The 24910-nt window shown below is 39.2% G+C and carries 13 protein-coding genes; 5 read left to right on the plus strand and 8 right to left on the minus strand.

What is annotated here, in order from left to right; translation table 11 throughout:
* Positions 1–19: 19 nt before the first annotated feature.
* The gene (locus G9H60_RS02705) at positions 20–5641 is read right to left on the minus strand and encodes a putative Ig domain-containing protein (protein ID WP_223142571.1); all 5622 of its coding nucleotides are present in this window, start codon (positions 5639–5641) and stop codon (positions 20–22) included.
* A gap of 741 nt (positions 5642–6382) precedes the next feature.
* Here G9H60_RS02705 and G9H60_RS02710 point away from each other — a divergent pair.
* The 3 genes from G9H60_RS02710 to G9H60_RS02720 are packed head-to-tail and all read left to right on the plus strand — an operon-like array spanning position 6383 to position 12831.
* On the plus strand, positions 6383–9793 hold the full coding sequence (locus G9H60_RS02710; RefSeq protein WP_223142572.1) for a SusC/RagA family TonB-linked outer membrane protein: 3411 nt from the start codon (positions 6383–6385) through the stop codon (positions 9791–9793).
* Between the two features lie 23 nt (positions 9794–9816).
* Complete coding sequence (locus G9H60_RS02715; RefSeq protein ID WP_223142573.1) at positions 9817–11454, plus strand: SusD/RagB family nutrient-binding outer membrane lipoprotein; 1638 nt, start codon at positions 9817–9819, stop codon at positions 11452–11454.
* Between the two features lie 27 nt (positions 11455–11481).
* Positions 11482–12831 carry a PhoPQ-activated pathogenicity-related family protein gene (locus G9H60_RS02720; protein ID WP_223142574.1) on the plus strand — a complete coding sequence of 450 codons (1350 nt, stop codon included), beginning with the start codon at positions 11482–11484 and terminating at the stop codon, positions 12829–12831.
* 52 nt (positions 12832–12883) lie between these two features.
* On the opposite strand, the gene G9H60_RS02725 is transcribed toward G9H60_RS02720, so the two are convergent.
* Positions 12884–13921: a carboxypeptidase-like regulatory domain-containing protein gene (locus G9H60_RS02725; protein WP_223142575.1), complete on the minus strand. Its 1038-nt coding sequence runs from the start codon at positions 13919–13921 to the stop codon at positions 12884–12886.
* Between the two features lie 75 nt (positions 13922–13996).
* Between G9H60_RS02725 and G9H60_RS02730 the strand changes: the two genes are divergently transcribed.
* Positions 13997–15805, plus strand: coding sequence for a heparinase II/III domain-containing protein (locus G9H60_RS02730; protein ID WP_223142576.1), 1809 nt, complete (start codon positions 13997–13999; stop codon positions 15803–15805).
* On the opposite strand, the gene G9H60_RS02735 is transcribed toward G9H60_RS02730, so the two are convergent.
* From G9H60_RS02735 to G9H60_RS02755, 5 genes are all read right to left on the minus strand, one after another.
* Entirely contained in the window at positions 15802–16686 is an 885-nt protein-coding gene (locus tag G9H60_RS02735) for an alpha/beta hydrolase (RefSeq protein WP_223142577.1), read from the minus strand. The two genes, G9H60_RS02730 and G9H60_RS02735, sit on opposite strands and share 4 nt — an antisense overlap.
* Before the next feature lie 86 nt (positions 16687–16772).
* Positions 16773–18491, minus strand: a complete 1719-nt coding sequence (locus tag G9H60_RS02740; protein WP_223142578.1) for a GMC oxidoreductase — start codon at positions 18489–18491, stop codon at positions 16773–16775.
* A gap of 18 nt (positions 18492–18509) precedes the next feature.
* Positions 18510–19013 (minus strand): gluconate 2-dehydrogenase subunit 3 family protein, encoded by a 504-nt coding sequence (locus G9H60_RS02745; protein ID WP_223142579.1) that lies wholly within the window; start codon positions 19011–19013, stop codon positions 18510–18512.
* Positions 19014–19113: 100 nt separating this feature from the next.
* Positions 19114–20340, minus strand: a complete 1227-nt coding sequence (locus G9H60_RS02750) for a BaiN/RdsA family NAD(P)/FAD-dependent oxidoreductase (RefSeq protein ID WP_223142580.1) — start codon at positions 20338–20340, stop codon at positions 19114–19116.
* Positions 20341–20392: 52 nt separating this feature from the next.
* Complete coding sequence (locus G9H60_RS02755) at positions 20393–21019, minus strand: MgtC/SapB family protein (RefSeq protein ID WP_223142581.1); 627 nt, start codon at positions 21017–21019, stop codon at positions 20393–20395.
* Positions 21020–21341: 322 nt separating this feature from the next.
* On the opposite strand from G9H60_RS02755, the gene G9H60_RS02760 reads away from it, so the two are divergent.
* Positions 21342–21764 (plus strand): DUF6526 family protein, encoded by a 423-nt coding sequence (locus tag G9H60_RS02760; protein WP_223142582.1) that lies wholly within the window; start codon positions 21342–21344, stop codon positions 21762–21764.
* Positions 21765–21873: 109 nt separating this feature from the next.
* Here G9H60_RS02760 and G9H60_RS02765 read toward each other — a convergent pair whose 3' ends face one another.
* Complete coding sequence (locus G9H60_RS02765; RefSeq protein ID WP_223142583.1) at positions 21874–24525, minus strand: DUF7133 domain-containing protein; 2652 nt, start codon at positions 24523–24525, stop codon at positions 21874–21876.
* Between the last annotated feature and the right edge of the window lie 385 nt (positions 24526–24910).

Consider the following 24910-nt stretch of genomic DNA (forward strand, 5'->3'; position numbering starts at 1 on the left):
CTGTTTTCAGTGGTGTTGTTTACTTAACTTTCAGTCTATTGATGAAGATGAATGTTGAGATGTTTGGTTTTACACCATAGAAATCAACTATGTAGTAGTAAACTCCATCAGGAAGTAAACCATCTTTCAAAATAAACACGTTGTTACTTTCACCACCCCAGTCATTTTTGTAGTCCTTGGTTTCGTAAACGATTTCACCCCAACGGTTGAAAATTGTTAATGTATTCTTGAAACCTAAGATTCCTGGAATAATCAATTTGTCATTTTTACCATCACCATTTGGCGAGATACCTTGAGGAATGAATGAAGGACAAACATCTGGGTCAAGTCGATTTGGAATACCGTCATTATCGCAGTCTGGTAGGCCACCATAATCTAGGTTATCTTCCATTACGTCTAAGATACCATCGTTATCATCATCTGTATCTTGGAAATCTGGTTTTCCGTCTTTGTCTGTATCTAATGGGGCAGAAGGGTTAGCACCTGCTTCTACTTTATCCATTACACCATCATTGTCAGAATCTAAATCTCTAAAATCAGGCGTACCATCATTATCCGTGTCTATTGGAGCATTTGGATTTGGACCTGCTTCAATTTTGTCAGGGATACCGTCATTATCCGTATCTAAATCTTGGAAATCTGGAGCAATATCAGAATCCGTGTCAATTGGGTTATTCGGATTATTTCCAGCTTCTGTTTTATCAGGGATGGTGTCATTATCTGAATCTAACTCACGGAAATCAGGAATTCCATCTTTATCTGTATCTGTCGGATTGGACGGGTTTTTACCAGCTTCTACTTTGTCTGGGATACCATCGTTATCCGAGTCTAAGTCGCGGAAGTCAGGAGTACCATCTTTGTCTGTATCAACAGGGTTGATTGGGTCTTTTCCAGCTTCAATGCTATCTGGAATACCATCGTTATCCGAGTCTAGGTCGCGATAATCAGGAGTACCATCTTTATCTGTATCTACAGGATTGTTTGGATCTTTACCTGCTTCAAATAAATCTGGGATACCATCATTGTCAGAATCTGTATCACGGAAGTCAGGAGTACCATCTTTATCCGTATCAATTGGATTATTTGGATCAGCACCAGCTTCTACTTTATCTGGAATACCATCATTATCAGAATCTAAATCCTGGAAATCAGGCGTACCGTCTTTATCTGTATCCAATGGATTGTTTGGATCAGCACCTGCTTCAATCTTATCAGGAATACCGTCGTTATCCGAATCTAAGTCACGGAAGTCAGGCGTACCATCTTTATCCGTATCCACTGGATTATTTGGATCTGAACCAGCTTCTAATTTATCTGGGATACCATCGTTATCTGAATCTAAGTCGCGGTAATCAGGCGTACCATCTTTATCCGTATCCACTGGATTATTTGGGTCAGCACCTGCTTCAACTTTATCTGAGATACCATCGTTATCCGAATCTAAGTCACGGAAGTCTGGAGTACCATCTTTATCCGTGTCAACTGGATTGCTAGGATCAGCACCGGCTTCTAATTTATCAGGAATACCGTCATTGTCCGAATCTAAATCACGGAAGTCAGGAGTACCATCCTTATCTGTATCTACTGGATTGCTAGGGTCAGAACCTGCTTCAATCTTATCGGAGATACCATCGTTATCAGAATCTACATCTTCGAAGTCTTTAAGACCATCTTTATCAGTATCGACAGGAGAGTTACAAGTAACAGCTTCCAAAGCGTCTAAAATACCATCATTATCAGAATCTGTATCACGGAAATTAGCTTTTCCATCAAGGTCTAAATCATCACCTAATTCAACGCGATCTGGAATACAGTCGTTATCAGAATCTAGGTCTAAGAAATCAGAAGTACCGTCTTTATCTGTATCGATCACTGGAACATATTGTCCACGATCATCCCAGCCATCACCGTTACCATCATTCAAGTTCGTGCAAGTAGCACACTTGTTTTTACCTTCCCATGCATCTGGAATTGTATCGCCGTCAGAATCTAAATCTAAGTAGTTCGGGATACCATCACCATCGTTGTCGCTATCTCTTTCGTCGCTATCACCTAACCAATCGCCATCAGAATCTAAATCACGGTAGTTTGGAATACCATCTTTATCTGGATCTGAGGTTAATTCATTGCGATCTAATAAAGTATCACCATCTGAATCTAAATCTAAGAAATCAGCTGTGCCATCTTTATCTGTGTCTGGGATAGGAGCAGGATTAGCTTCTAAGAAATCAGCTAAACCATTTTTATTACTATCAACAAAAGCGCCATTTTGGTCAACACGTCCATCGTAATTTGGATCAATTACTCCACGTCTTGAATCTGTAGCTTCCCAAGCATCTAAGATCGTATCACCATCTGAATCAAGGTCTAAATAGTTAGGAGTTCCGTCACCATCACGGTCACTTGAACCTTCTGTTCTATCTAAGATACCATCATTGTCAGAATCTAAATCCAAATAGTTTGGAATACCATCACCATCTGAATCAATGTTTTTCTCAATACTATCAGGAATACCGTCATTATCAGAATCAGAATCTTGGAAGTTAGGAATTCCATCAGCATCGTAGTCTTGGCAGTTTGGACCACCAGAAGCACATTCTACGTTGTTTGGAATACCATCATTATCGCAATCGTTAGCTCCAAAAATGGCATAGCTAGGAGATCCAATGCTTGGAGGGTTTCCACCAGCACCACCAACACAATAGTTTAATGGTTGTGGATCTGTACCGTTGTTGGTTCCGTCTCCGTCACAGTCTGTATTTTTCCAAGTCAAGGTAGTGTTAGCAAAAATTTGACTTGCTGGATTGTATGAACATCCATCATTTGGATTCGTTCCGTCTATGGCTTCTTGAGCATCAGAAACACCATCACCATCGGTATCGGTTGGTAAACCTGAATTAACCGTAATAGTGAATGTATTGGAAACTGTACTGCCTGAAACGTTAGTGGCAGTAACTGTAAAGCTTGTTAAGGCTGTTACTGCTGAAGGTGTTCCTGTAATTTTACCATTAACTGTGCTGAAAGATAATCCAGCTGGAAGCGTCCCAGTAGTTAAGGCATAAGATGTTACAGTACCCGTTACCGTTGGGTCTAATGAAGTAATAGCAGTTCCAACAATATACGTGTTTGGAGTTGGGTAGGTTAATCCACTTGGGTCAGCAGGGTTAACTGTAATAGTAAATGTGTTGGATACTGTATTTCCTGACACATTGGTTGCAGTAACAGTAAAGCTTGTTAGGGAGGTTACCGTTGTAGGAGTTCCCGTGATTTTACCATTAACCGTGCTAAACGATAATCCAGCTGGAAGTGTACCAGTTGTTAAAGCATATGAATCAACAGTACCTGTAATGCTTGGGTCTAATGAAGTAATAGCTGTACCAACTTTATATACGTTTGGAGTTTGATACGTTAAACCTGTTGGAGCGGCAGCATTCACTCGGATACTTAAGTCTGCCGTAGTACTACCTGCGCCGTTGGAGGCTGTTACTGTATAGATCGTAGCAGGACTTGTTACTGTAGGTGTACCACTAATGACACCAGTAATAGGATTAATGATTAAACCTGATGGTAATGTTGGAGTAATAGTATATCCCGTTACAGTACCAGTTACAGTAGGATTTAATGATGTAATAGTAGTACCTACCACGTAAACATTAGGTGTATTGTAACTTAATGCAGATGGAGCAACTAGGGCTGCATTAACGGTAATTCTCACCACGGCAGTTGTACTACCAGTGGCATTGGTTGCCGTTACAGTATAATCTGTTGCAGGACTGGTTACAGTAGGGGTTCCACTAATCACACCTGTGGTGGTATTGAATGTTAAACCTGTAGGTAGGGGAGTAGAAATACTATAACTAGTAACTGTACCTACTACTGAAGGATTTAAATCCGTAATAGTAGTACCAGTGGTATATACGTTAGGTGTATTATAACTTAAACTTGTTGGAGCAGCTAATGTAGCATTCACCGTAATATTGACAATTGCAGTCGTGCTACCAGTTCCATTGGATGCAGTAACGGTATAGTCTGTTGCAGCACTTACAGCCGTTGGAGTTCCGCTGATTACCCCGGTTGTTGGATTGATACTTAAACCAGTTGGTAGTGCTGGAGCGATGACATACCCAGTAACAGTTCCAGTTACCGTTGGATTTAAAGCGGTAATGGCAGTATTTGTGGTGTAAACATTGGGTGTCGTATAGCTTAATCCAGATGGAGCAGCTGCATTAACCGTAATACTGATTAAGTTGGAAGTTGTACTTCCAAATCCATTGGTAGCTGTTACGGTGTAATTTGTTGCAGGGCTAGTAGCAGTAGGTGTACCGCTAATAACACCCGTAGTAGTATTGATACTTAATCCTGCAGGTAATGCTGGTGCAATAGAGTAAGAGTTCACACTACCCGTCACGGTAGGGTTTAAATTGGTAATGGTGTTACCTACAATGTAAACATTGGGAGTCGTGTAAGTTAAACCGCTAGGAGCGACAGCATTGACTGTTATATTAATTACCGCTGTGGTACTACCTGTTGCATTAGTGGCAGTTACAGTGTAGTTAGTAGCTGGACTAGTGGCTGTTGGCGTACCGCTTATCACACCTGTAGTCGTATTGAATGACAAGCCTGCAGGTAATCCTGGAGAAATACTGTAACTTGTTACTGTACCTGTTACAGTAGGAGATACGTTGGTAATTACGGTGTTAACACTATAAACCTTAGGAGTAGGATAACTTAATGCACTTGGTGCTGCGTCATTGTCGACGATGGAAACAACTGTAGTATTGGTTACTATAGCCGCATTGACAGCATTTGCAATAACGATATTAAACGTTTCAGTAGATTCGCCAGTTACATCATCTAATACACCCACAGTAATCGTTTTGCTAGATTCCCCGATGGCAAATGTCAAAGTTCCAGATGCATTAGTATAATCTGTATTGTTGGTCGCAGTACCACCTGATGTACTATAAGTAACAGTGGTTACCACTGTTGCTGGAGCGCTTAAGGTTACTGTTGCAACGGCATTAACGCCTCCAACAGTTTCAGTAACACTTAGTGTAGGTGTAATATTAAGCTTAGGTTGTAAATTTAAATAATCATTTAAACTTGACAACATTTGAGATACAGTAGCAGCATTACCTGTTATGATACCTCCTGACATATTCAATATTTGTCCATTGAAGGTTAATCCTAAAGCTTTGGTAGCAGTAATCGTATAGCTTCCAGAATTAATTGCAATGACTTCATTAGTACCAGTTGCTGGTAGAAAGACCATGGTTCTAATGGTTGAACCATTTGTTTCACGCCAGTTCATAAAACCTGCTATGGAGTGATAAACATTGTTTTTGTCATAAAATGTGACAAAGCCAGGTAAGTCATTCCCTTGTAATTCAAAACCAGAAGTACTGGAGTTTTGGCCAAATGACAAACGGGTAATTCCTGTTGTAGAAACTGCAATTCCGCCATTGGCTTTGTTATTTCCATTTTGGTCAGCAATGAATCCTTCATTGAAGGAAACTGACACATAACCGGCCAAGGCTGGTGTGGCAGCAGAGAGAGAGAAGATTAAAGAAGCTAAAAAGAGAAACCTTGCCAGGAAGGAACGCTTTTTAGAAGCCTTAACAATTGAGTAACTTTTTTGCATAAAAGATAATTTTAATGACTATTTGGTTTAAACAAATAGTAGGGTTAGAGAATCAACCCAAAGCCATGAAAACATGGACTATAGAACGACCAAGAAACTTTTGAGAAATTGAGATTTCGCCTGAGGGCTCAATAGACAAAAACGAAGAATCAAAAACCTCCTTTGTACAAAGAAGCCTTTGGAAATAATTTAAGTTTATTAGAACAAGGAGTAACCTGCTTTTAATCAAAAGAATTCCTGCTTTAGGTTTTCTTCGATGCAAAATAAGTATGATTTGTTGCCAAATTAAAATTGTAACACATGTTTCGTGTTCTCTATTTCAAATGTAGGACAAAAAAAATGCCTGTGCGTTAATTATGGGCAAAGTAGAGAGAATTACCAGATTCGCTACTTTTCGTATTGGCTTTGGAAAATACAATTTCAAGGAAGCTGGTGTGGAAAACAAGTAAAATTTAATATATGTAAAAAATAGTTTAAATTAAACATATCTTTACAATGTGTTAGTAATTATTGTAATATATTGATTATCAGTTAATTGTAAATTTAATTATTTGAATTGTTTTTAAATTTTGTCAAGATTAGTTTACATTTCATGTTTATTCATATTTTCTCCTTTCCTCATGTTCACTTTGTCGCCGTTCATCCTATTTTATCCTAAAATAATGGAATTTTAACTTGCTAATTTAGAATATTACCTATATTGCCAGCAGTTCATTTTTTTTAAACCTATTTATAACAACCATGAAAGTAAACTTCACTCAACAAAAATTGAGGGGGTGGTTATTTTCCCTATGGCTTTTTGCGTCTTGTAGTTCAAATTTATTAGCTCAAAACCAAATAGTTAGTGGAAAAATCAGCTCCAAGCAAGATGGTTCAGGTATCCCTGGTGCCAGTGTCAGCCTAAAGGGCACTTCCCGTGGAAGTAGTTCCAATGAAGCTGGAAATTATTCCATCGAAGTATCAGGTCCCAATTCTGTATTGGTCTTTTCCTCAGTAGGTTACGAGCCCCTGGAGATACGCGTAGGTAATCAAAAGAAAATCGACATCACTTTATCTCCTGCTACTTCCATGTTAAACGAGGTAGTAGTAACGGCACTGGGTATTCGAAGGGAGGAAAAATCTTTGGGATATTCTGTCGCTAAAGTAGATGGTAAAGAGATGAACCGTGTGGCTCAAGAAAACGTACTAAATGCCATGGCAGGTAAAATGGCCGGGGTTACCATCAGTTCCACAGGTGGAACAGGTTCTTCTGTTAGTATGGTAATCCGCGGAGCCAATTCCCTTAGCACTGATAATCAGCCTCTGTTTGTTATTGATGGTGTGCCTCTAGCCAATACTCTAAATAATATTAGTCAGGTGGGTAATGATAATCGGGTTGACTTTGGAAATTCTATTTCTGGATTAAATCCTGAGGATATTGAAAATGTTTCCGTTTTAAAAGGTCCAAGTGCCGCAGCTTTATATGGTTCTAGAGCAGGGAATGGTGTAGTTTTAATTACGACCAAGTCGGGTTCTAAATCAAAGAAAATGACGGTGAATATTACCTCCAATACAGTTTTTGATAATCCTTATAAGTATCTAAAGTGGCAAACAAAATTTGGCCCAGGTCAGTTTTCAGCCATTCCTGTTTCCATCACCGGAAATCCTCTATCGAATGCCTTCGGAAAATTGATTCAAGAAGAAGTTGGTGCTACTTATGGAGCAGAATTAGATAAAGGTTATTCAGAAGTTCAATGGAATAGTCCTTTGGATGCCAATGGTAAGAAAATAGCCATGCCTTTAATTTCTCATAAAGACAATGTGGCCAAGTTTGTCCAAACAGGTATTACTACTACCAATGGTATTTCTATTGCAAACAGTAATGATCAATTTAATTATCGATTGTCTTACTCCAACATGCAGAATCGTGGCATTATCCCAAATTCTGATTTGTTCAGAAATACCTTGAATTTAAACACATCCATTAAAGTCAATAAGAAGCTGACCCTAAGCAACAATTTGGATGTGAGTCGTTCTTCTTCCAATAACCGTCCAGCAGGTAACCGTGGTACCAATCCATTGGAATGGGCCTATAACGTTTCTCCCCATATCGACATTTTGGAATTGAAAAACTATTGGATGCCTGGTCAGGAAGGTCTACAACAAAGAACTCAATACAATACCGTCTACAATAATCCTTATTTCTTAGCTAATGAAGTAAATAATGGATTTGTACGTGATCGTTTGTTTGGAAATATCCGTTTGGATTATCAAATCACCCCAGAGATTAGTTTGATGGGTCGCTATGCTTTAGATACCTATACCGAGCAGCGCGAGTTGAAAATTGCCAATAGTTATACCAATGACCCAAGAGGAGCTTATGGAAATATCAATTTGGCGAACTTTGAAAGTAACGCAGATTTCTTAGCTACCTACAAAAAGGACATTAAGGACTTTAGTTTATCTTTCTCTCTCGGTGGAAATGCACGTTACCAGCGTGGTTCAAACATCACCAATGCGAGTAAAAGCGGAACGGGCCTAATCGTTCCGGGTGCTTTTAATGTACAAAACATTGCCCCTGCGAATTTGGATTATTATAGCACTTGGTTCCAACGTGCCATTTATAGTGGGTATGGTTTGGCCAATATCGGTTATAAAGACATGATCTTCTTGGATGTGACGGCTCGTAACGACTGGTCAAGTACTTTGCCGGCGGCTAATCGTTCTTATTTCTATCCATCTGCTTCATTGAGCGTCTTGTTTAATGAAATGTTCAACATGCCGAATCAGGTGGATTTATTCAAATTTCGTGGAGGGGTAGCCCAAGTGGGTAATGATGCTAATCCGTATCAATTGCTTGGAACACTAGGAAATGCAGGTACATGGGATGGTATTCCTCGTTTAAGTACTCCTGGAACTTTATTGATTTCTGATTTGAAACCAGAGATTGTTACTTCCTATGAAACAGGTTTTGACTTGAGTTTGTACCGAAACAGATTACGTTTCTCTGGAACCTATTATCAAGTAGAAAATAGGAATCAAATCTTGAGTACCAAATTGCCTCCATCTTCAGGTTATTCCTTGAAAAACGTTAATGCGGGTTTATTGGTAAGTAAAGGAGTAGAATTAACAATGGGCTATACCCCAGTTAAATCTTCCAATTGGAATTGGGATGTGAATGTAAACTGGACTCGTAATAGAACCAGAATCGTCGAATTATCAGATGATCTTCCTTACTATACCTTATGGCAAGATGCCAAAGGAGGAGCATGGACTTATGTAGGTGAAGAAATTGGCGATATTTATGATGCCCAAATCGTTACAGTTAAAGATAAAGCATCTCCTTATTTTGGTTATCCAATATTGGATAATACAGGTAAGTGGCAATCCATTGATGCTATCAATACGCGGAATAAAATAGGAAATTTCAATCCAGACTTTATTTTGGGAATGCAGACATCCATCTCTTACAAACGCTTGAGTTTGAATATGTCATTTGATTGGCGTAGTGGTGGTCAATTCGTTTCTCAAACCTACCGTTATGGAGAAGAGAATGGTCGTTCTCAATTGTTCTTAGACAAATTAATTAATCCCAACGGTCTGACAGGAGATGCACTGAAAAGTTATTTAGTGGCTAATCAAGAGCGATTAATTAAGATTACGGGTAATTATTTCCCATTAGTTGGTGGACCTACACCAGAATATGGTCCCTATGGTTTTAAGTATGGTCCTTATAACTTCCCACATGGAGGTGTATTTATTCCTGGGGTGATTGCAACAGGATATGATACTTCGGGTAATCCTACAGGTTACAAGGAGAACTTAGGTAATGCGGGTACCACTACCTTGCCATTTGCTGGTTCTACAGCTTGGTCATTTACTCGTGCATTCTTGTACGATGCTGATTATGTGAAATTGCGTGAAATTTCTTTAGGTATTGATTTACCTCAACAATGGCTCAAGAAAATTGGAGTTCAAAATGCCAATTTCTCCGTGTATAGTCGCAATATCATCCTTTGGACAAAAGCGAAAATAAACATTGATCCTGAAACAGCATTCCAACAAGAGGCTGGTGTTCAGGGAGGTGGAACTCAATTCAAGCAAGGAATTGAACGCTACAACGTAACCCCTTGGGTTATTCCTGTTGGTTTCAAATTAGGTTTAACTTTTTAATGAAATTTAGACAGCAAAAGATCATGAAAAATACTTCATATAAAATCATAGCATTGGTGTTAGTCCTATCAGGGAGTTTATTCTCTTGTAAGGATTTAACCGTGCTGAATCAGAATCCCAATGGGATAAACCCAGAGACTGCTAATCCCAATTTAGTGATGTCTACGGTATTAACTGAAACCGGAAAGGCCTTTGTTAATTTAGGTTATCAGGATATTGCAGGAGTCATGCAACATACCCAAAAGGACGGTTGGTCTGGTGGTCATAATACCTATGAGTGGGGAGGAAGCCAGTCGTGGGCATCCTACTATGATATCCTACGCAATAATCAATACGTATATAATCGTTCGGTAACCTTGAATTTGGAATTACATCAGGGTATAGCTTTGGTGACGAAATCCATGATGTTTGGTTTAATTACTGATTTATGGGGTGATGCTCCTTATACAGCCGCATTGAAAGGCGCAGAAGGTGGAGCTACCAATACTTTCCCAGCCTATGATACCCAAGAAACTATTTACACAGGAATTTTAGCAGATTTAGAAGCAGCTAATACCTTATTGTCCAAAGCTTCGTATCCAAGTACTCCAGGAACAGCCGATGTATTTTACCAAGGTAACGCGAGTAAATGGAGGAAGTTAGCTAATTCATTGGCCTTGCGTTATTACATGCGCATTTCATCTAAGAAGCCGGATGTAGCTAAAGCAGGAATTGAGAAAATACTTGCCAATGCGGCGCAATACCCCATCATTACAGCCATTGCTGATGATGCGGCTATGCCATTTGCTGGAAATAGCGACAGTGATTCATGGCCTTCTAATGCAGTGTATGATGCGAGTGCATCCAACTACCGTCGAATCAAAATGGCAGCGACTTTCGTGAATAAATTATTGGAATTGAAAGATCCTAGGATAGGTATTTGGGCCAATAAAGTTCAGATTCCATTGGTGGTTGATGCAAATTTGCCCAAAGGTACCGATAGAATTGAAGGAGGTAAACGTTATTTGTCGCCAGATAAAGTGGTAGGAAGAGATGTCAATACTCATCCTGAATACGTGGGATTACCAACGGGTATCATTGGTGGGGCTTCTTATAATTTAAGCCCTACAGCAGAGCAGGGAGCCAATAACCCGCATGTTTCATGGGTCAATGATATATACCGTCAAGCCAAAGGGCCATTGTTGAAATCCAGAATGATGTCGGCCGCTGAAGTACGTTTTATTTTAGCGGAAGCGGCCTTGAAAGGCTGGGCAGTTGGCGGTACAGCTAAAGCTCATTATGAAGCAGGCGTGAAAGCCTCTTTGGATACTTGGGGAGTAGGTGGAACTTATGCTAGCTACATAGCTAATCCGGGTGTAGCATTTGATGGCACTTTAAGCCAAATCATCGAACAGAAATGGATTTCTAGTTGGACTGCCGCTCAAGAAGCATGGTTTGATTACCGCAGAACAGGATTCCCTGTTTTAACGGCAGGACCAGCAGCTATTCGTAAGGTTTTGCCCGTTCGTTTTTACTACATGTTGGATGAAAGAAATTTAAACAAAGTAAATACGGAAGCGGCTATGAACAAGTTAGAAACAACTACTTATTCAGAGGCGGATGGGAAAAATAGCCCTTGGTCTAAACCCTGGGTAGTTCAAGGAACAGGAAAGCCTTGGTAATTAATTAACCTTTAAAAGATTCATTATATGTATTCAATTGTCAAAAAATTATTCTTGAGTATTGCTGCCATTTGCTTTTTGGCATTGTCAGGATTTGCCCAAAAAGTTACTCCCGAAACGGCCTTAAAAAGTTATATGGCCAATGGGGATAAGACTTATCAATGGGAATTAAAGGACTCAGTTTCTTTGGGTACTTCCAAAGGCTATAATGTACTTTTGACTTCTCAAAAGTGGCAAAATATTACTTGGAAGCACCAGTTGACCATCATTATTCCTGCCAAAGTAACTTATGAAGGAGCAATGCTTTTCATTACGGGAGGAAGTAATAAAGATGAACAGCCTAATTGGAGCAAAGAGGATAAAATGTGGACCTATTTATCCATGGTAGCGGCTAAAAATCATGCTATTGTAGCCTTGATTAAGCAGGTACCCAATCAACCTTTGTATAGAGGTAAAACGGAAGATGAATTGATTTCTTATACCTTACATCAATTTAGAGAAACGGGTGACCATTCTTGGCCATTGTTGTTTCCTATGGTGAAATCCGCAGTTAGGGGAATGGATGCCATTCAGGAGTTTGCTAAGAAGAAAGCCAATATTCAAATAAAGGATTTCGTGATTTCTGGAGCTTCTAAACGCGGTTGGACGACATGGTTGTCTAGTGCTATTGGCGATTCTCGTGTGAAGGCTATTGGACCCATGGTGATTGATATGTTGAATATGCCTGCGACCCTGAATTACCAGAAGGATACCTATGGTGAATACAGTGATCAAATAGAGGATTATGTGAAATTGGGAATTCCTCAAGGCACGGGAACACCAGTAGGGAAGGCTATCAATAGTATGATAGATCCTTATTCTTATCGAGCTAATATGACAGTTCCTAAAATCATTTTCATTGGAACCAATGACCCTTATTGGACAGCAGATGCCATTAAGCATTATTTTGATCAGATTCCGGGTAAAAACTTAATTCATTACGTGCCTAATGCTGGCCATGATTTAGCGGGAGGAAAACAGGCGATTGAGGCATTAAGTGCCTTCTTTGGTTTATCTCTCCAAAATAAAGAAGTACCAGTTCCTACTTGGAATGTGGTGAAAGGTAAGGAAGGTTTTGAATTGACTGTGAATGCTAATCCTACAGATTTGGAAGATGCGGCCATTTGGGGTACCACCTCTGCCGATCGTGATTTTAGAAATAATTTATGGTTAACTCGTCGGGTGAAACCAGTTGGGAATACGGTTAAATACGTAATCCCTTATGTAAAAAAAGGATATCAGGCATTTTATATGGATTTGAAATACAAGGATCCAAATGGGGGTAGCTACACCATTAGTACCCGAATTTTTACTACCGATACAGATAAAGTATTGTAATTTGATTTCTTGCAAAAACACCCGATAGGCTCTGTCGGGTGTTTTTTTATGCCTATTTTTTTAATTCATAGACATAATCTAGTGGGAGTTCATTTCCCATTCTAGATTCAGACATTTTACCAAATACTTCGATGGAATAGGGATCTAATAAGGTTCCATTGCTTTCCACCAAAATGGTCTTTGCCATAGGTTTTAATTTGGAAAATTGCCTTGGCGAATCGAACTCCACGTTGATGATGCCCTTTAAATCAATAGCAAAAATATTAGGTTTATTCGTGGTGAAAAGAACTTCTTCCATCTTAAATGGAGGAGGATTGCTGAGGCGATTTTCTTTATAATAAGTCACATAAAACCCTTCATCTGTCAGGGACTGATTCATTAATGCCAAAAGAAAATGCCTGATGGATCCTTGAAAAGCATATTTTCTATTTTTCTCCCATTTTGCTTTCTCTTTGTTTGAAATGGGGTTTAATGCTTCAAAATAGCCACTAGATTTGAAATTTAATTGTCTGGGTGCTTTCTCAAACCCGACCAAGAATCCATGGTAGAGATATCCTAGTTCTTTGTTCTCTATCAAAAGTGGCTCTTTTGAACTTGCTTTGAGCGTTTTTGTGCTTGGGTCAAACTCAAAATCAATGGCCTCTCTATTCAGGATTTTAACCAAATCTCTGTCTATGTCTCTACCTAAAAATTCATTTTCAAATTGACGGATTTGCCTTTCCCAAACACGGTCGCGTTGGCCTTGGACTTTTATTTCAACTAAGTCCGTGATGTTTTCCAACATGTCAAAATGCAAATTTTTGATATCCTGCATTACGGAAATGGGTACCGAAAGTGCTTGAAAACCCACCATGGAAATGAGGAATTGATAGTTTCCTGCAAGAACGTTTTTTAATGTAAAATTTCCTTTATCGTCGGCTTGCGTACCAAAAGAAGTGCCGTTTAGATACACATGAGCAAAGGAAACTCCTTCCTTTTTTTGCTTATCCAAAATGGTACCAGCGAGCGTATAGGTATGTTGAGCAACCCCATTCATAAAGCTGAAGATCAAAAGTAGGAATAGACAATACAGCTTGGTGAATGATTTCATATATTTGGTTAGACCTTGACAGCATGTGTGTCAAATTTACAAAATGTTTGACAAGACAAAACCTATTAGAACAAGATGAAAAAAGGATTCCTGATTTATTGGCTATTCGTAGCTCAAATTACTTTGGCTCAAGATTTTAATCGATTATTACCTGCCGCTCAAGGACATCCTCGTTTATTGTTTTTGAAATCAGATGAAGCCATCATTCATCGAAATATTCAACAAGATTCACTTTGGGCTAATTTACATCAGCAGATTCTAAAAGAAGCTGATCTTTTACTTTCGAGACAGCCTTTGGAACGTAAACAAATTGGGCGTCGACTGCTTGGAGTTTCCCGTGAAATGCTGCGAAGGACTTTGTTTTGGTCTTATGCTTACCGAATGACACAGCAGCCTATCTATGCTCAGAGGGCTGAAAAAGAGCTATTGCAGATTTGTCAATTCACGGATTGGAATCCATCTCATTTTTTGGATGTGGCAGAAATGACTACTGCCGTGGCTATTGGTTACGATTGGTTGTTTGATGCTTTATCTCCAGAGTCTAAGAAATTGATTAAGTCGGCCATTTTATCCAAAGGAATAGAGCCTTCTTATGATGAGCGTTACACGAGTTGGTTGAAGGCTAGCCATAACTGGAATCAAGTTTGTAATGCGGGCATGAGTTTAGGGATTTTAGCTATTCAAGAAGATTATCCAGAAAAAGCCAAAGAGCTGCTGCAGCGTGCACAAAAATCCATTGTTTTACCCATGAAAGACTATGGCCCAGACGGAGCTTATCCGGAAGGATATGCTTATTGGGGCTATGGAACTTCATTTCAAGTTTTGTACAACGATGCCATTGAAAAAGCCTATGGATCCAGTTTTGGATTAAATGAATCCCCTGGTTTTTATGCCGGTGCTAATTACCTACTTCATATGGCAGGGCCTTCCGGAAAGAATTTTAATTATTCGGATTCTGGAGATGGGATTGATTTTCATCCAGCCATGTTTTGGTTTGCTGCCAAGACACAAAATAATAGTCTATTATTTACGGAAGTCAATACCTTGAAAGTGGTTAAGAATTTGGTCACGGACCGATTGCTACCTCTGGTTATGGTTTGGGGAAAAGAGGCCTCATTGGTACATCATGCAATCCCAGCAAAATTAAGTTATCTGGGGGCTGGCCCAAATCCTGTGGCTATGATGCGTTCTTCATGGACAGACCCCAATGCCTTGTATGTGGGAGTGAAGGGAGGTTCGCCTTCTGTGAACCATGGACATATGGATGTAGGTTCTTTTGTATTTGATGCACTGGGGGAGCGTTGGGCTATGGATTTTGGTATGCAGAATTACGAATCTTTAGAATCCAAAGGAGTAGGAATCTGGGGAAAAGAGCAAAATTCACAGCGTTGGGATGTTTTTAGATACCATAATAAATCGCACAATACTTTGACGCTCAATAATCAATTGCAAGCGGTGAAAGGGAAAGCAGAATTACGGTGGAAGCTACAGAACAATAAAAGGACCGAGGTGAGTATGGATTTGAGCTCGCTTTATGCTGATCAAGCAAAAGAGGTATCTCGTCAAGTGGCTTTAGTAAACAAAAGGAAGTTAGAGATTAGTGATCGAGTACAATGGGGGAAGCAGGGTGGAGAACTGGTTTGGACCATGTTGACTGCAGCTGAATTTCATGCAGATGGCCCAGGTAAGGCACATTTAACCCAAAAAGGGAAGCGTTTAAACCTGCAGGTAAAAGGAGTGAAAGGGGAATGGGTGACCTGGTCAACAGAACCCAATCATGACTACGACGCACCTAATCCGGGAACCCGATTTGTGGGATTTAAATTAGCGACACAGCCTGATCAGAAGCTTCAGTATCAAGTGGTATTAAAGCCCGTTCACTAGTTTTTTACACCGCTTGGATATACTTGATCTAGCCAAGTGCCCATTTTTAGGAAAACACTGAAAAGGCTTTTACGCATTTCATGAGTTTCATTGGGATAAAGCTCAAGCTGAGTTTTTATACCCAACTGACTTAGTTTGGCATACAGATTCTTGGCTTGTTGTACATGCACTACTTCATCGTTTTCTCCATGAAAAATGATGGTTGGGACAGCACTAGCAGCGTTTACTCTCAATAGCGGACTTGATTCTTTGGCCAAAGGAGCATTGGGGTCTGAAACTCCCAAGAAATTGGTGATGGTTTTATCCGCTTCTAAGTTTTTACCTCGTACCATTGGGTCGGTGAAGTCGGTGGGACCCACAATATCAATGACCGTTTTTATTTCTTTTTTTGGATCAGCTGTATAAGCATACATTAATGCCAAATATGCTCCGGCACTAGCACCTAACAAACCGAATTCCCCTTTTTTGTATCCGAGGCTATCAGCTTTAAGATTCAAGAAACGTAGGGCTTGTTGGATGTCATCCATCTGAACTGGATAACGATTTTGATTATCTTTAACTAAACGGTAATTGATGGATGCTACCGCATAGCCTTTTTTACCAGCCAATATTTGGATTAGAGCTTTGGGTAATTGGTTTTTACTTCCTTTCGTCCAATATCCTCCATGAATGAAGACCAGCATTTTGGTATTAGGATTAGGTGAATTAGGTAAAAATATATCCAATAAATTTCGTTCATCTGGGGCATTGCCGTAGGCTAGATTTAGCACAGCCTTATACGCAGATGAATCCGCTCCATTTTTTCCAAAAGAAGGCAAAGAAAGGAAAATGAAAAGCGGTAACAAGTAAATCCTGTAGGCAATAACGAAGCTTTTTTTCATAACAACACTCATTTACAATTTACCACTTACTATTCATGATTTTCTTCCCCTCATTCACCATTTACCATTCACCATTTACAATTACCTTACAGGTTTTTCTTCTTCAACTCCGCCACCGCATAATTCGCAGCACGAGCAGTCAAGGCCATGTAAGTTAAGGAAGGATTCTGTGTAGAATTAGAAGTCATACTGGCTCCATCTGTCACAAATACATTTTTGCAATGATGTAATTGATTCCATTTATTTAATTGGGAAGTCTTAGGGTCATTCCCCATGATTACTCCGCCCATTTCATGGATATCTAATCCTGGATTCCAAGTCTTTTTCGGGTTGGCTTTGATGTTTTTAAAGCCTGCCAGAGTCAGCATCTCCGTCATTTGATCCTGATAATCTTGTTCCATTTTACGGTCATTATCGTCAAAATCTACGTTCAAACGCGCCAATGGTACACCCCAGTCGTCTTTTTTACTAGCATCCAACTTGACATAATTGGAATGTTTTGGAATGGTTTCACCCATGAAGTGTGAGCCAACTATCCAATTGCCGTATTTCTTTTGGAATAAATGGTCTTTCAATTCTTGACCTATACCTTCCTGGTTGCTGATTATTGGTCGACGAGCACTGAAGCCTGCCGCATAACCACGCAAGAAGTCGGTTTCTTGTTTGAATACATTGCGGAAACGAGGTATATAGCTTCCATTGGGGCGAATACCCTCTGTCTTGCTTTCCAACATGCCTTCATATTCTGCCGACATTCCCGTATGGAAATTGTGGAAGTGAATGTAATGACCCATCAAGCCATTATCGTTGCCAAGTCCATTCGGGAAACGGTGCGATTTAGAATTTAAAAGAATCAAATTAGTATTGATGGTTGCCGCATTCAAGAAAATGATTTTGGCATAAAAATGTATTTCTTCTTTTGTTTTGCTGTCGATCACTTTAACCCCTGAGGCCTTTCCTGATTTTTCATCGTAGATAATGGAATGAACTACGGAATTGGGTCTAAGCGTTAAATTTCCTGTGTTTTGAGCCCAAGGTAGGGTGGAAGCATTACTGGAGAAATAACCTCCATAAGGACAACCTCTTTGGCATAAATCCCGTTGCTGGCATTGTGCTCTACCTTGTTTGAAATGTATAGGCTGCGGATCTGTCAAGTGAGCACAGCGACCAATGATGACGGGTCTACTGCCTTTATAATGCTTTTTCATTTCAGCAGTAAAATGTTTTTCAACGCATGATTGCTCATGGGGTTTCAAGAATTCACCGTCTGGTAATTGCTCCAAACCATCTTTATTCCCACTAATACCCGCAAAAATTTCCACATGGCTATACCAAGGAGCTAAATCTTGATAGGTGATAGGCCAGTGATTGTCAAAACCATCCCTTGCAGGACCTTCAAAGTCATATTTAGACCAGCGCTGAGTTCCACGGGCCCACAATAGGGATTTTCCTCCTACCTGGTATCCACGAATCCAGTCGAAAGGTTTCTCTTGTATGTAGGGATGCTCTTTATCTTTTACAAAAAAGTGAGACGAATCCTCGTTGAATGCATAGCATTTAGTCGCAATGGGATTGGCATCTTTCATTTCTTTGGTCAAAGCCCCCAAATGATCAAATTCCCAAGGCTCTTTCAAGGTAGTTGGGTAATCCACGATGTGTTTCACATCCCGGCCGCGCTCTAATACCAATGTTTTTAACCCATTGTCGCACAATTCTTTGGCAGCCCAGCCACCACTGATACCAGAACCTACCACAATGGCATCAAAGGTTCTTTGTTTTTTGGAATCTATATTAAAATTAGACATGTCTAGGAAGTATAAAGCTTATTGAACAGGAACGCAGCCATGGTAAAAACCAGGAGCGATGGTATAATTTCTATGTTGTGTTAAAAAGTATTCCGAACTCGTATAGGAGGCGATAGTTAAACCTTTTATCCGTTTGAAAAATTGATTGTCTTCTGGCATGCTTGAATTTTGTAGGCCAGTTAACAGGTTGATTTGGTCTTGGCTGCTTAACTGCTGGAAAGTTTTTTGGTGGTTTTTCAAGGCTGAAGAAACCAATTTTTGTAATCCATTTTGGAATGCCTGTTGGTCTTCTTTGCTCATACAATCTTTTACCATTCGCTCGATGTATAAGTGAGCTCCGATGGTCTTGGCTCCAGGACTATCGGTTTCCGGAATGATGGCATTGACTACAGCACCTAATAATTCTGTATTAGGTCCTTGAGCTGCTGTAAAGGACTGAGTGTTCCACTGGTAGGCCCAGCTAGGTAAAGCGGTGGTACCCAAGACCATACTTAGGTTTTTTAAGGCGCTTCTTCTGTTCATGTTGTGATAGGTAGAGTAAAGAAATTACTGATTCTTTTTGTTCTAAAATAGTCAACAAAACTATTGAAATATTATGCAATTATCAACCTGACTTACCTGCTTATTGAGCCGCGCATTTACCTGCTATAAAACCCGTGGTCCATGCTGCTTGAAAGTTAAATCCACCAGTAATGCCATCGATGTCCATGATTTCTCCCGCAAAAAATAATCCGGGTACTTGTTTGCTTTCCATGCTTTGAACATGAATTTCAGAAAGGTCTACTCCACCGGCTGTGACAAACTCCTCTTTAAAGGTGGTTTTACCTTGTACTTGATATCGGTCGTTTAATAAAGTATTGACTAGTTTGTTGATTTGTTTGGGGTTTACTTCATTCCAACGAGAATTCAGGTTGATTTCATTTTTCGTGAGTAAAAAGTTCCAAAGTCGGGAAGGAATGGGAAAAGGACCATGGTTGGAAATCATTTTACCACCATGGATTTTTTTGGTGTTTTCAAGTTTTTCACGCAGCTCGGATTCTTTGGTTTCATCTAACCAATTCACTAAAATGGAGAATTGGTAATTGACCTCAGCCAACATGCGCGCGCCCCAAGCAGATAATTGCAAGATAGCTGGTCCACTCATTCCCCAATGCGTGATTAGCAAGGGACCTTTACCTAGCAGCTTTTGACCTTCAATGCGTACAGTTGCCTTTTCCACGACTAATCCCATAAATTCTTTGATGGGTTCATCGGGCATATTGAAGGTAAAAAGCGATGGGACAGGTGGGACGATCGGGTGGCCTAGCGCTTCTAACCAATGCAATCCTGTTAATTTAGGCTGGCCCCCTGTGGTCACGATTACTCGATCCGTGTTGATTGTTTTATCCTTGCTTCCTAATACAAATCCGCCTGATTCTTGCCTTGTAATGGATTCAATTCCATGGTGTAACAAAATCTCAATGTCGAGCTTTTTGGCTTCTCTCATAAAGCAATCTATGATGCTTTGTGAAGTATTGGAAAGAGGGAATACACAGCCATCTGGATAGGTAGTTAGGGCAACTAGACGCTTTTCAAACCATTCCATGGTGGAGGCAGCATCAAACTGTTCAAAGGCCTTTTTCAGAAATTTCTCTCCTCGTGGATAATGTTCTGCTAATTTTCTGTTGTTGAATTCTGCATGACAGACATTGCATCTTCCTCCGCCCGATATTTTCACTTTGGCTAAAACATGGGATGTTTTTTCAAGGATTTGTACGTGGGCATTGGGATTATGCTGCTTAGCAGAAATAGCGGCAAAAAAACCTGCTGCTCCTCCACCAATAATACTGATTCGTAATTCTTTTGACATAATTTATAGCCTAACAAACGCCCCCTAATACCCAATAACTAATCACTCATAACTAAAACTCCAGGTGTTTAATCTTATCATTTTTAAGCAATTGGCTTGCTATCATGTGATGGGCTTTTTCTGATCCTTGAACAGTTAGGTTAAAGGTAAAGTCTTTGCCTGATTTTATTTTCTGAGAATACAATATTTTCATTTTCAACTTCTTAAATAGAGCCTCCACATGTTTGTAGTCGAATGAGTCTGTATATTCAAATCTCAACGTATATACACGTACGTGATTTAATTTGCTGATGAAATTTTGAACCAGGATAAATGCACTTAAAATGAGAATAACAATAGCTGAGGTAAAGCAAGCTAGTAATTCAAAACCAGCTCCTATGGTCATGCCTAGTGCCGAAACCACCCAAATGGTAGTTGCTGTCGTGATACCTGTCACTCGATCTTTTTCTCTAAATATGACCCCTGCGCCCAGAAAACCTATACCTGTTAGAACATTGGCAGCAATTCTATCCTGACTGCCTAATCCAATTTTATAAGAAAGTAGCGTGAATATGCAGGATCCTACACAAACCAAAATCATAGTTCTTAATCCAGCGGATTTGGAACGATACTCCCTTTCCAGGCCAATAACCGCTCCAATGAGGATGGAAAGTAGAATTCGTTCTAGATCAATATACATGCAAAAGTGGATTTTGAATTTAAACGAAATTTAAGGCTAAATGTTGAATTTATGGCCATAAAAGAAAATCAACAAGAATCAATATATACTTGATTGGATTAATGGATTTTATGGGATTAGGCTACTTTTGTCATATGTTTAAACATAATAAATCTTGGTGCTTAGTTCATATAGCCTCTTTTCGTATTTTTTATTTATTTGGTACTCATTTTCAAATATTTTATTAAACGGTTAGGTTTATATAGTATCAAATTGATAAATTTTAAGCAATATTGCATTCATATTCTACTCCCTTAATAATAATTGATTAAACTTTAAACTTATGTATCAAGATTACGATAACCACACGCGGTATTATCATTTACATCATTTCATTATCATGCCGCTTTCCTTTTTCCTATTTATTTGGACAATTGAATTGACTTTAGAGGATCCCGTCGACAATTGGTTGTATTTATTGGTTGGTGCCTTATTTATTTCCATTTCTTTTATTGCTCGTATTTATGCCAATAAAAATCAGGATCGAATTATTCGATTGGAGATGAGATTACGGTATTATCAATTAACTCATTTGCCTTTCACGGAAAAGGAAAATTTATTAAGCATCAAACAAATAGTTGCCCTTCGTTTTGCCAGCGACCAGGAATTATTGGCATTGATTGATGAGGCTATTGCTAAAAACCTTAATCCTAAAGAAATCAAGAAGTCCATTCATGATTGGCAAGGTGATTTTATGCGAGTTTAATTTTTGCTGATTGATAAATAACACAAAAGCTCAGGATTTAAAATCCTGAGCTTTTGTGTTATAAGATAAAATCTGTGTATGATTTTTTAGATTTATTCTGTTTGAAAATTTACTTCTTCTGTTCTGATAAGAAAGTGATTAAGGAAGCAAATTCTTCATAGGATAGTTCATTGGTTAAGCCATCCGGCATCATGGATGTTTCCATTTCTTTTCTTGAACGGATATCGGCCGTTTTGATGCTAGTGATTTGACCTGTAATGTCGCGCATCACAATTCTATCAGGAGATTCTGCCGTCACAAAACCCATATGTTCTTTTTTATCTTTAGTAGTCACTAATACCGTAACGAATCCTTGAGAAATAGAGGCATTTGGTTTCAAGATAGATTCAGCGATTTGCTCACGACTCATAATGGCACCAATTTGCCCCATGAATGGTCCTTTCAAAGTCTCACCACTTTTTAAACTGTGACAAACCACACAACCTTGTTTGGTAAATAAGGCACGCCCAGTAGCAGGATTTCCTTTGATTTGAGCCATAGCTAACATGACATCTTCAATGGAGGCGTTACCGATTTGTCCTTTTTTATTGCGAATAGAAGCCAAGTCAACTTTTGGTTCTTCTTTGGCAAGATTGTTCACGGCAGTTCCTAGTTCGGCAATCTCCATCTGATTTTTTTCATTCAAATCTACGAAATAGGCTTTATCGGCGTCATTCGCTTTTTGGAATTCTGCTAATAAAAATTCCTTAATGATTGGGCTAGACTCCCAATCCACTGTTTTATAATAAGGGCCATGTCCATTTGGTTTGGTACTCCACCAATATTCACCTTCGTAAGGAGCTTCCATTTTGTATAATCGAGCTAGATTCGCTAACAATTGTTTTTTGAAACTAGGATTGCTGGATTTTTTATAGGCAGCTAATAATCCTTGTACTGCAGCTGGTTGATGCATATAACGCAATGCCCATAAAGCAATTGTGGAATTTGGACCAGAGATGGCCTTAACACAAGCGTTTACTGCATTCAGTTTTACCAATGCTTGCACTGCTACGTGGGCAGGAATGATGGCCGAATTAGGAGTCGCATGCGGACCTTCTTGATCTTTTGGAGGTGCTACAAAGGAGGAAGGAACTTTTACTGCTAATAAGGCAGGAATAGCTTCTGGTTTCCCTAATCGTCCCAAAGCAATAGCAGCACTAACTTGAATTCTCGGAGAAGGATCTTTTAAGGCTTGAATGAATGGTTGAATTGGAACTAATTTATTTTTGGTTTTTCTATCCGCCAAGGCTCTAATGGCCAACTCTTTCACGTCTTTATCTGCTAGTAATTTCACCAATTCTAAAATACCCTGTTCATTTGCTGCTTGTGCGAATGTGAAGATACCTGCCGAACGAGCATACAAAGGTGCTTTTTTGTCTGCCGCCAATTTCCATGAGATAGAAGCGGTCACTTTTAAGTCCCTATTTAACAATTCTTGTTGGGCATTTAAACGTGCTACGGCACTGTTGGATTGTAATAATTTGCCTAATTCATCCGCCGACAAGCTACTAACTTGTGGGAAAGCTTTGTAGGTCCAGCCTTTAGGAACTGCGCGTACCACAAATCCCTTGTTGGGATTACCCGAATAACCAGCTCCATCCCAAGCGGCTAAATACAAACGGCCAGAGCCATCCACATCTAAATCAGTAATTTGTTTTAATTTAATGAATGTTTCATCTTTCTGCGTATAACTAGCACCGTCAGGTGTAACGCGATGAATGTATAAAATGCTATTTCCCCAATCCGCCATCATGGGCACTTGGTTGTATTTTGCTGGCCATGTAGGTTCATCCATGAATAAAGACCCAGTACCAGATCCACCACCGACATCAACCAAGGCAGGAAGAATCTCTTCGGTAAAATGCTTAAACAATAATGGGTAGCCATATTCTCCTGATTGGATATGGTGGCTAAAACGAATATTCCAACCAGCACCATCATTGGTATTGTCGCGAGTGAAAATATTCATATAAGGATCAATGGCCACATCGTAAATATTTCTTGTCCCATGGGTATAAACTTCCATTTCGGTTCCATCTGGTCTTACACGAACAATTCCTCCCCCTAACATGGTTATTTTCTTTCCACTTCTATCGGTGGCATTGTGAAAACCAAAGTCTCCAGCAGCAATGTAAATCCATCCATCTATTCCCATTCTAATACCATTGGTGGCATGATCAGTCCCTCTGCTTTGTAAAAACTTAGGAGAACTGATATGTTGGATTAAGGGACTGGAAGGTCCGTCAGCCACGCCATCTTTATTTTTATCTTCAAAAACAACTAAATCCATACCAGTCGCTTTCTTGGTCTCAGGAGAAAATACCGTATGAAGTACAAATACTTTGTCTCCTAAAGAAATGATACCTCGTGGATTATCGACCATGGCAAATTTGCTTTGCTGATCTACACGGCCATCATTGTTGGAATCTGTTAATTTTAAGATATATCCTTTACCTGGAGTTTTACCCAAAGAACCAATTTGGTCAATACCAACAAATACTTCACCTGTGGCGGCTACGGCTATACAGGCTGGGCTAGGTGTGATATCTGCTGAAGCAAAATTACTTACTTGAATATCTTGTGTTGGCCACGCAGATGCGTTAGATAATGTATCGACGAGGGCGAACGATTTTGTACTTTTTTCAGAGAAATGGGGTTGAAAAAACTGAAATCCCCAAAAAAGTAAAAAGGAGTAAATCAAACTGAGTGATAATTTTAACATAATTATATAGGTTGGTTTTTCTTGTATTAAGGTTAGCAAAAATAAGATTTTTCCTCATAAAACATTCAGGTCTTTGTAGGGTCTTACAAGTATTTATTTTTCGGCAAGGAAAGGGTATTTTTCAATATTGGGACAAAAACGATGGTGTTTTTAAATCAGATTTTGAGAGAACGCTAATTACTATATGATTGGAATAATATTTTATTATTAAATTTTTTATTTCTCATTTTGAGATTGTATAGTCTAATCAAAATGAATGGTTTATCACTATTAATGTTATTTGAATGATATTTGACCTGTTTTTTTTGTATCTGCCTACATGAAAATATTGTTAAAAATATTAGGCTGATTAAAAAATCAAATTACCTTTGCGTTTACCATTCTA

This window comes from Aquirufa aurantiipilula (assembly GCF_019923745.1).
Taxonomy (GTDB): domain Bacteria; phylum Bacteroidota; class Bacteroidia; order Cytophagales; family Spirosomataceae; genus Aquirufa; species Aquirufa aurantiipilula.

Coding starts and splice junctions, on each gene's coding strand:
- G9H60_RS02705 (WP_223142571.1), bottom strand. CDS start 5,641: ATGCAAAAAAGTTACTCAATTGTTAAGGCTTCTAAAAAGCGTTCCTTC.
- G9H60_RS02710 (WP_223142572.1), top strand. CDS start 6,383: ATGAAAGTAAACTTCACTCAACAAAAATTGAGGGGGTGGTTATTTTCC.
- G9H60_RS02715 (WP_223142573.1), top strand. CDS start 9,817: ATGAAAAATACTTCATATAAAATCATAGCATTGGTGTTAGTCCTATCA.
- G9H60_RS02720 (WP_223142574.1), top strand. CDS start 11,482: ATGTATTCAATTGTCAAAAAATTATTCTTGAGTATTGCTGCCATTTGC.
- G9H60_RS02725 (WP_223142575.1), bottom strand. CDS start 13,921: ATGAAATCATTCACCAAGCTGTATTGTCTATTCCTACTTTTGATCTTC.
- G9H60_RS02730 (WP_223142576.1), top strand. CDS start 13,997: ATGAAAAAAGGATTCCTGATTTATTGGCTATTCGTAGCTCAAATTACT.
- G9H60_RS02735 (WP_223142577.1), bottom strand. CDS start 16,686: ATGAAAAAAAGCTTCGTTATTGCCTACAGGATTTACTTGTTACCGCTT.
- G9H60_RS02740 (WP_223142578.1), bottom strand. CDS start 18,491: ATGTCTAATTTTAATATAGATTCCAAAAAACAAAGAACCTTTGATGCC.
- G9H60_RS02745 (WP_223142579.1), bottom strand. CDS start 19,013: ATGAACAGAAGAAGCGCCTTAAAAAACCTAAGTATGGTCTTGGGTACC.
- G9H60_RS02750 (WP_223142580.1), bottom strand. CDS start 20,340: ATGTCAAAAGAATTACGAATCAGTATTATTGGTGGAGGAGCAGCAGGT.
- G9H60_RS02755 (WP_223142581.1), bottom strand. CDS start 21,019: ATGTATATTGATCTAGAACGAATTCTACTTTCCATCCTCATTGGAGCG.
- G9H60_RS02760 (WP_223142582.1), top strand. CDS start 21,342: ATGTATCAAGATTACGATAACCACACGCGGTATTATCATTTACATCAT.
- G9H60_RS02765 (WP_223142583.1), bottom strand. CDS start 24,525: ATGTTAAAATTATCACTCAGTTTGATTTACTCCTTTTTACTTTTTTGG.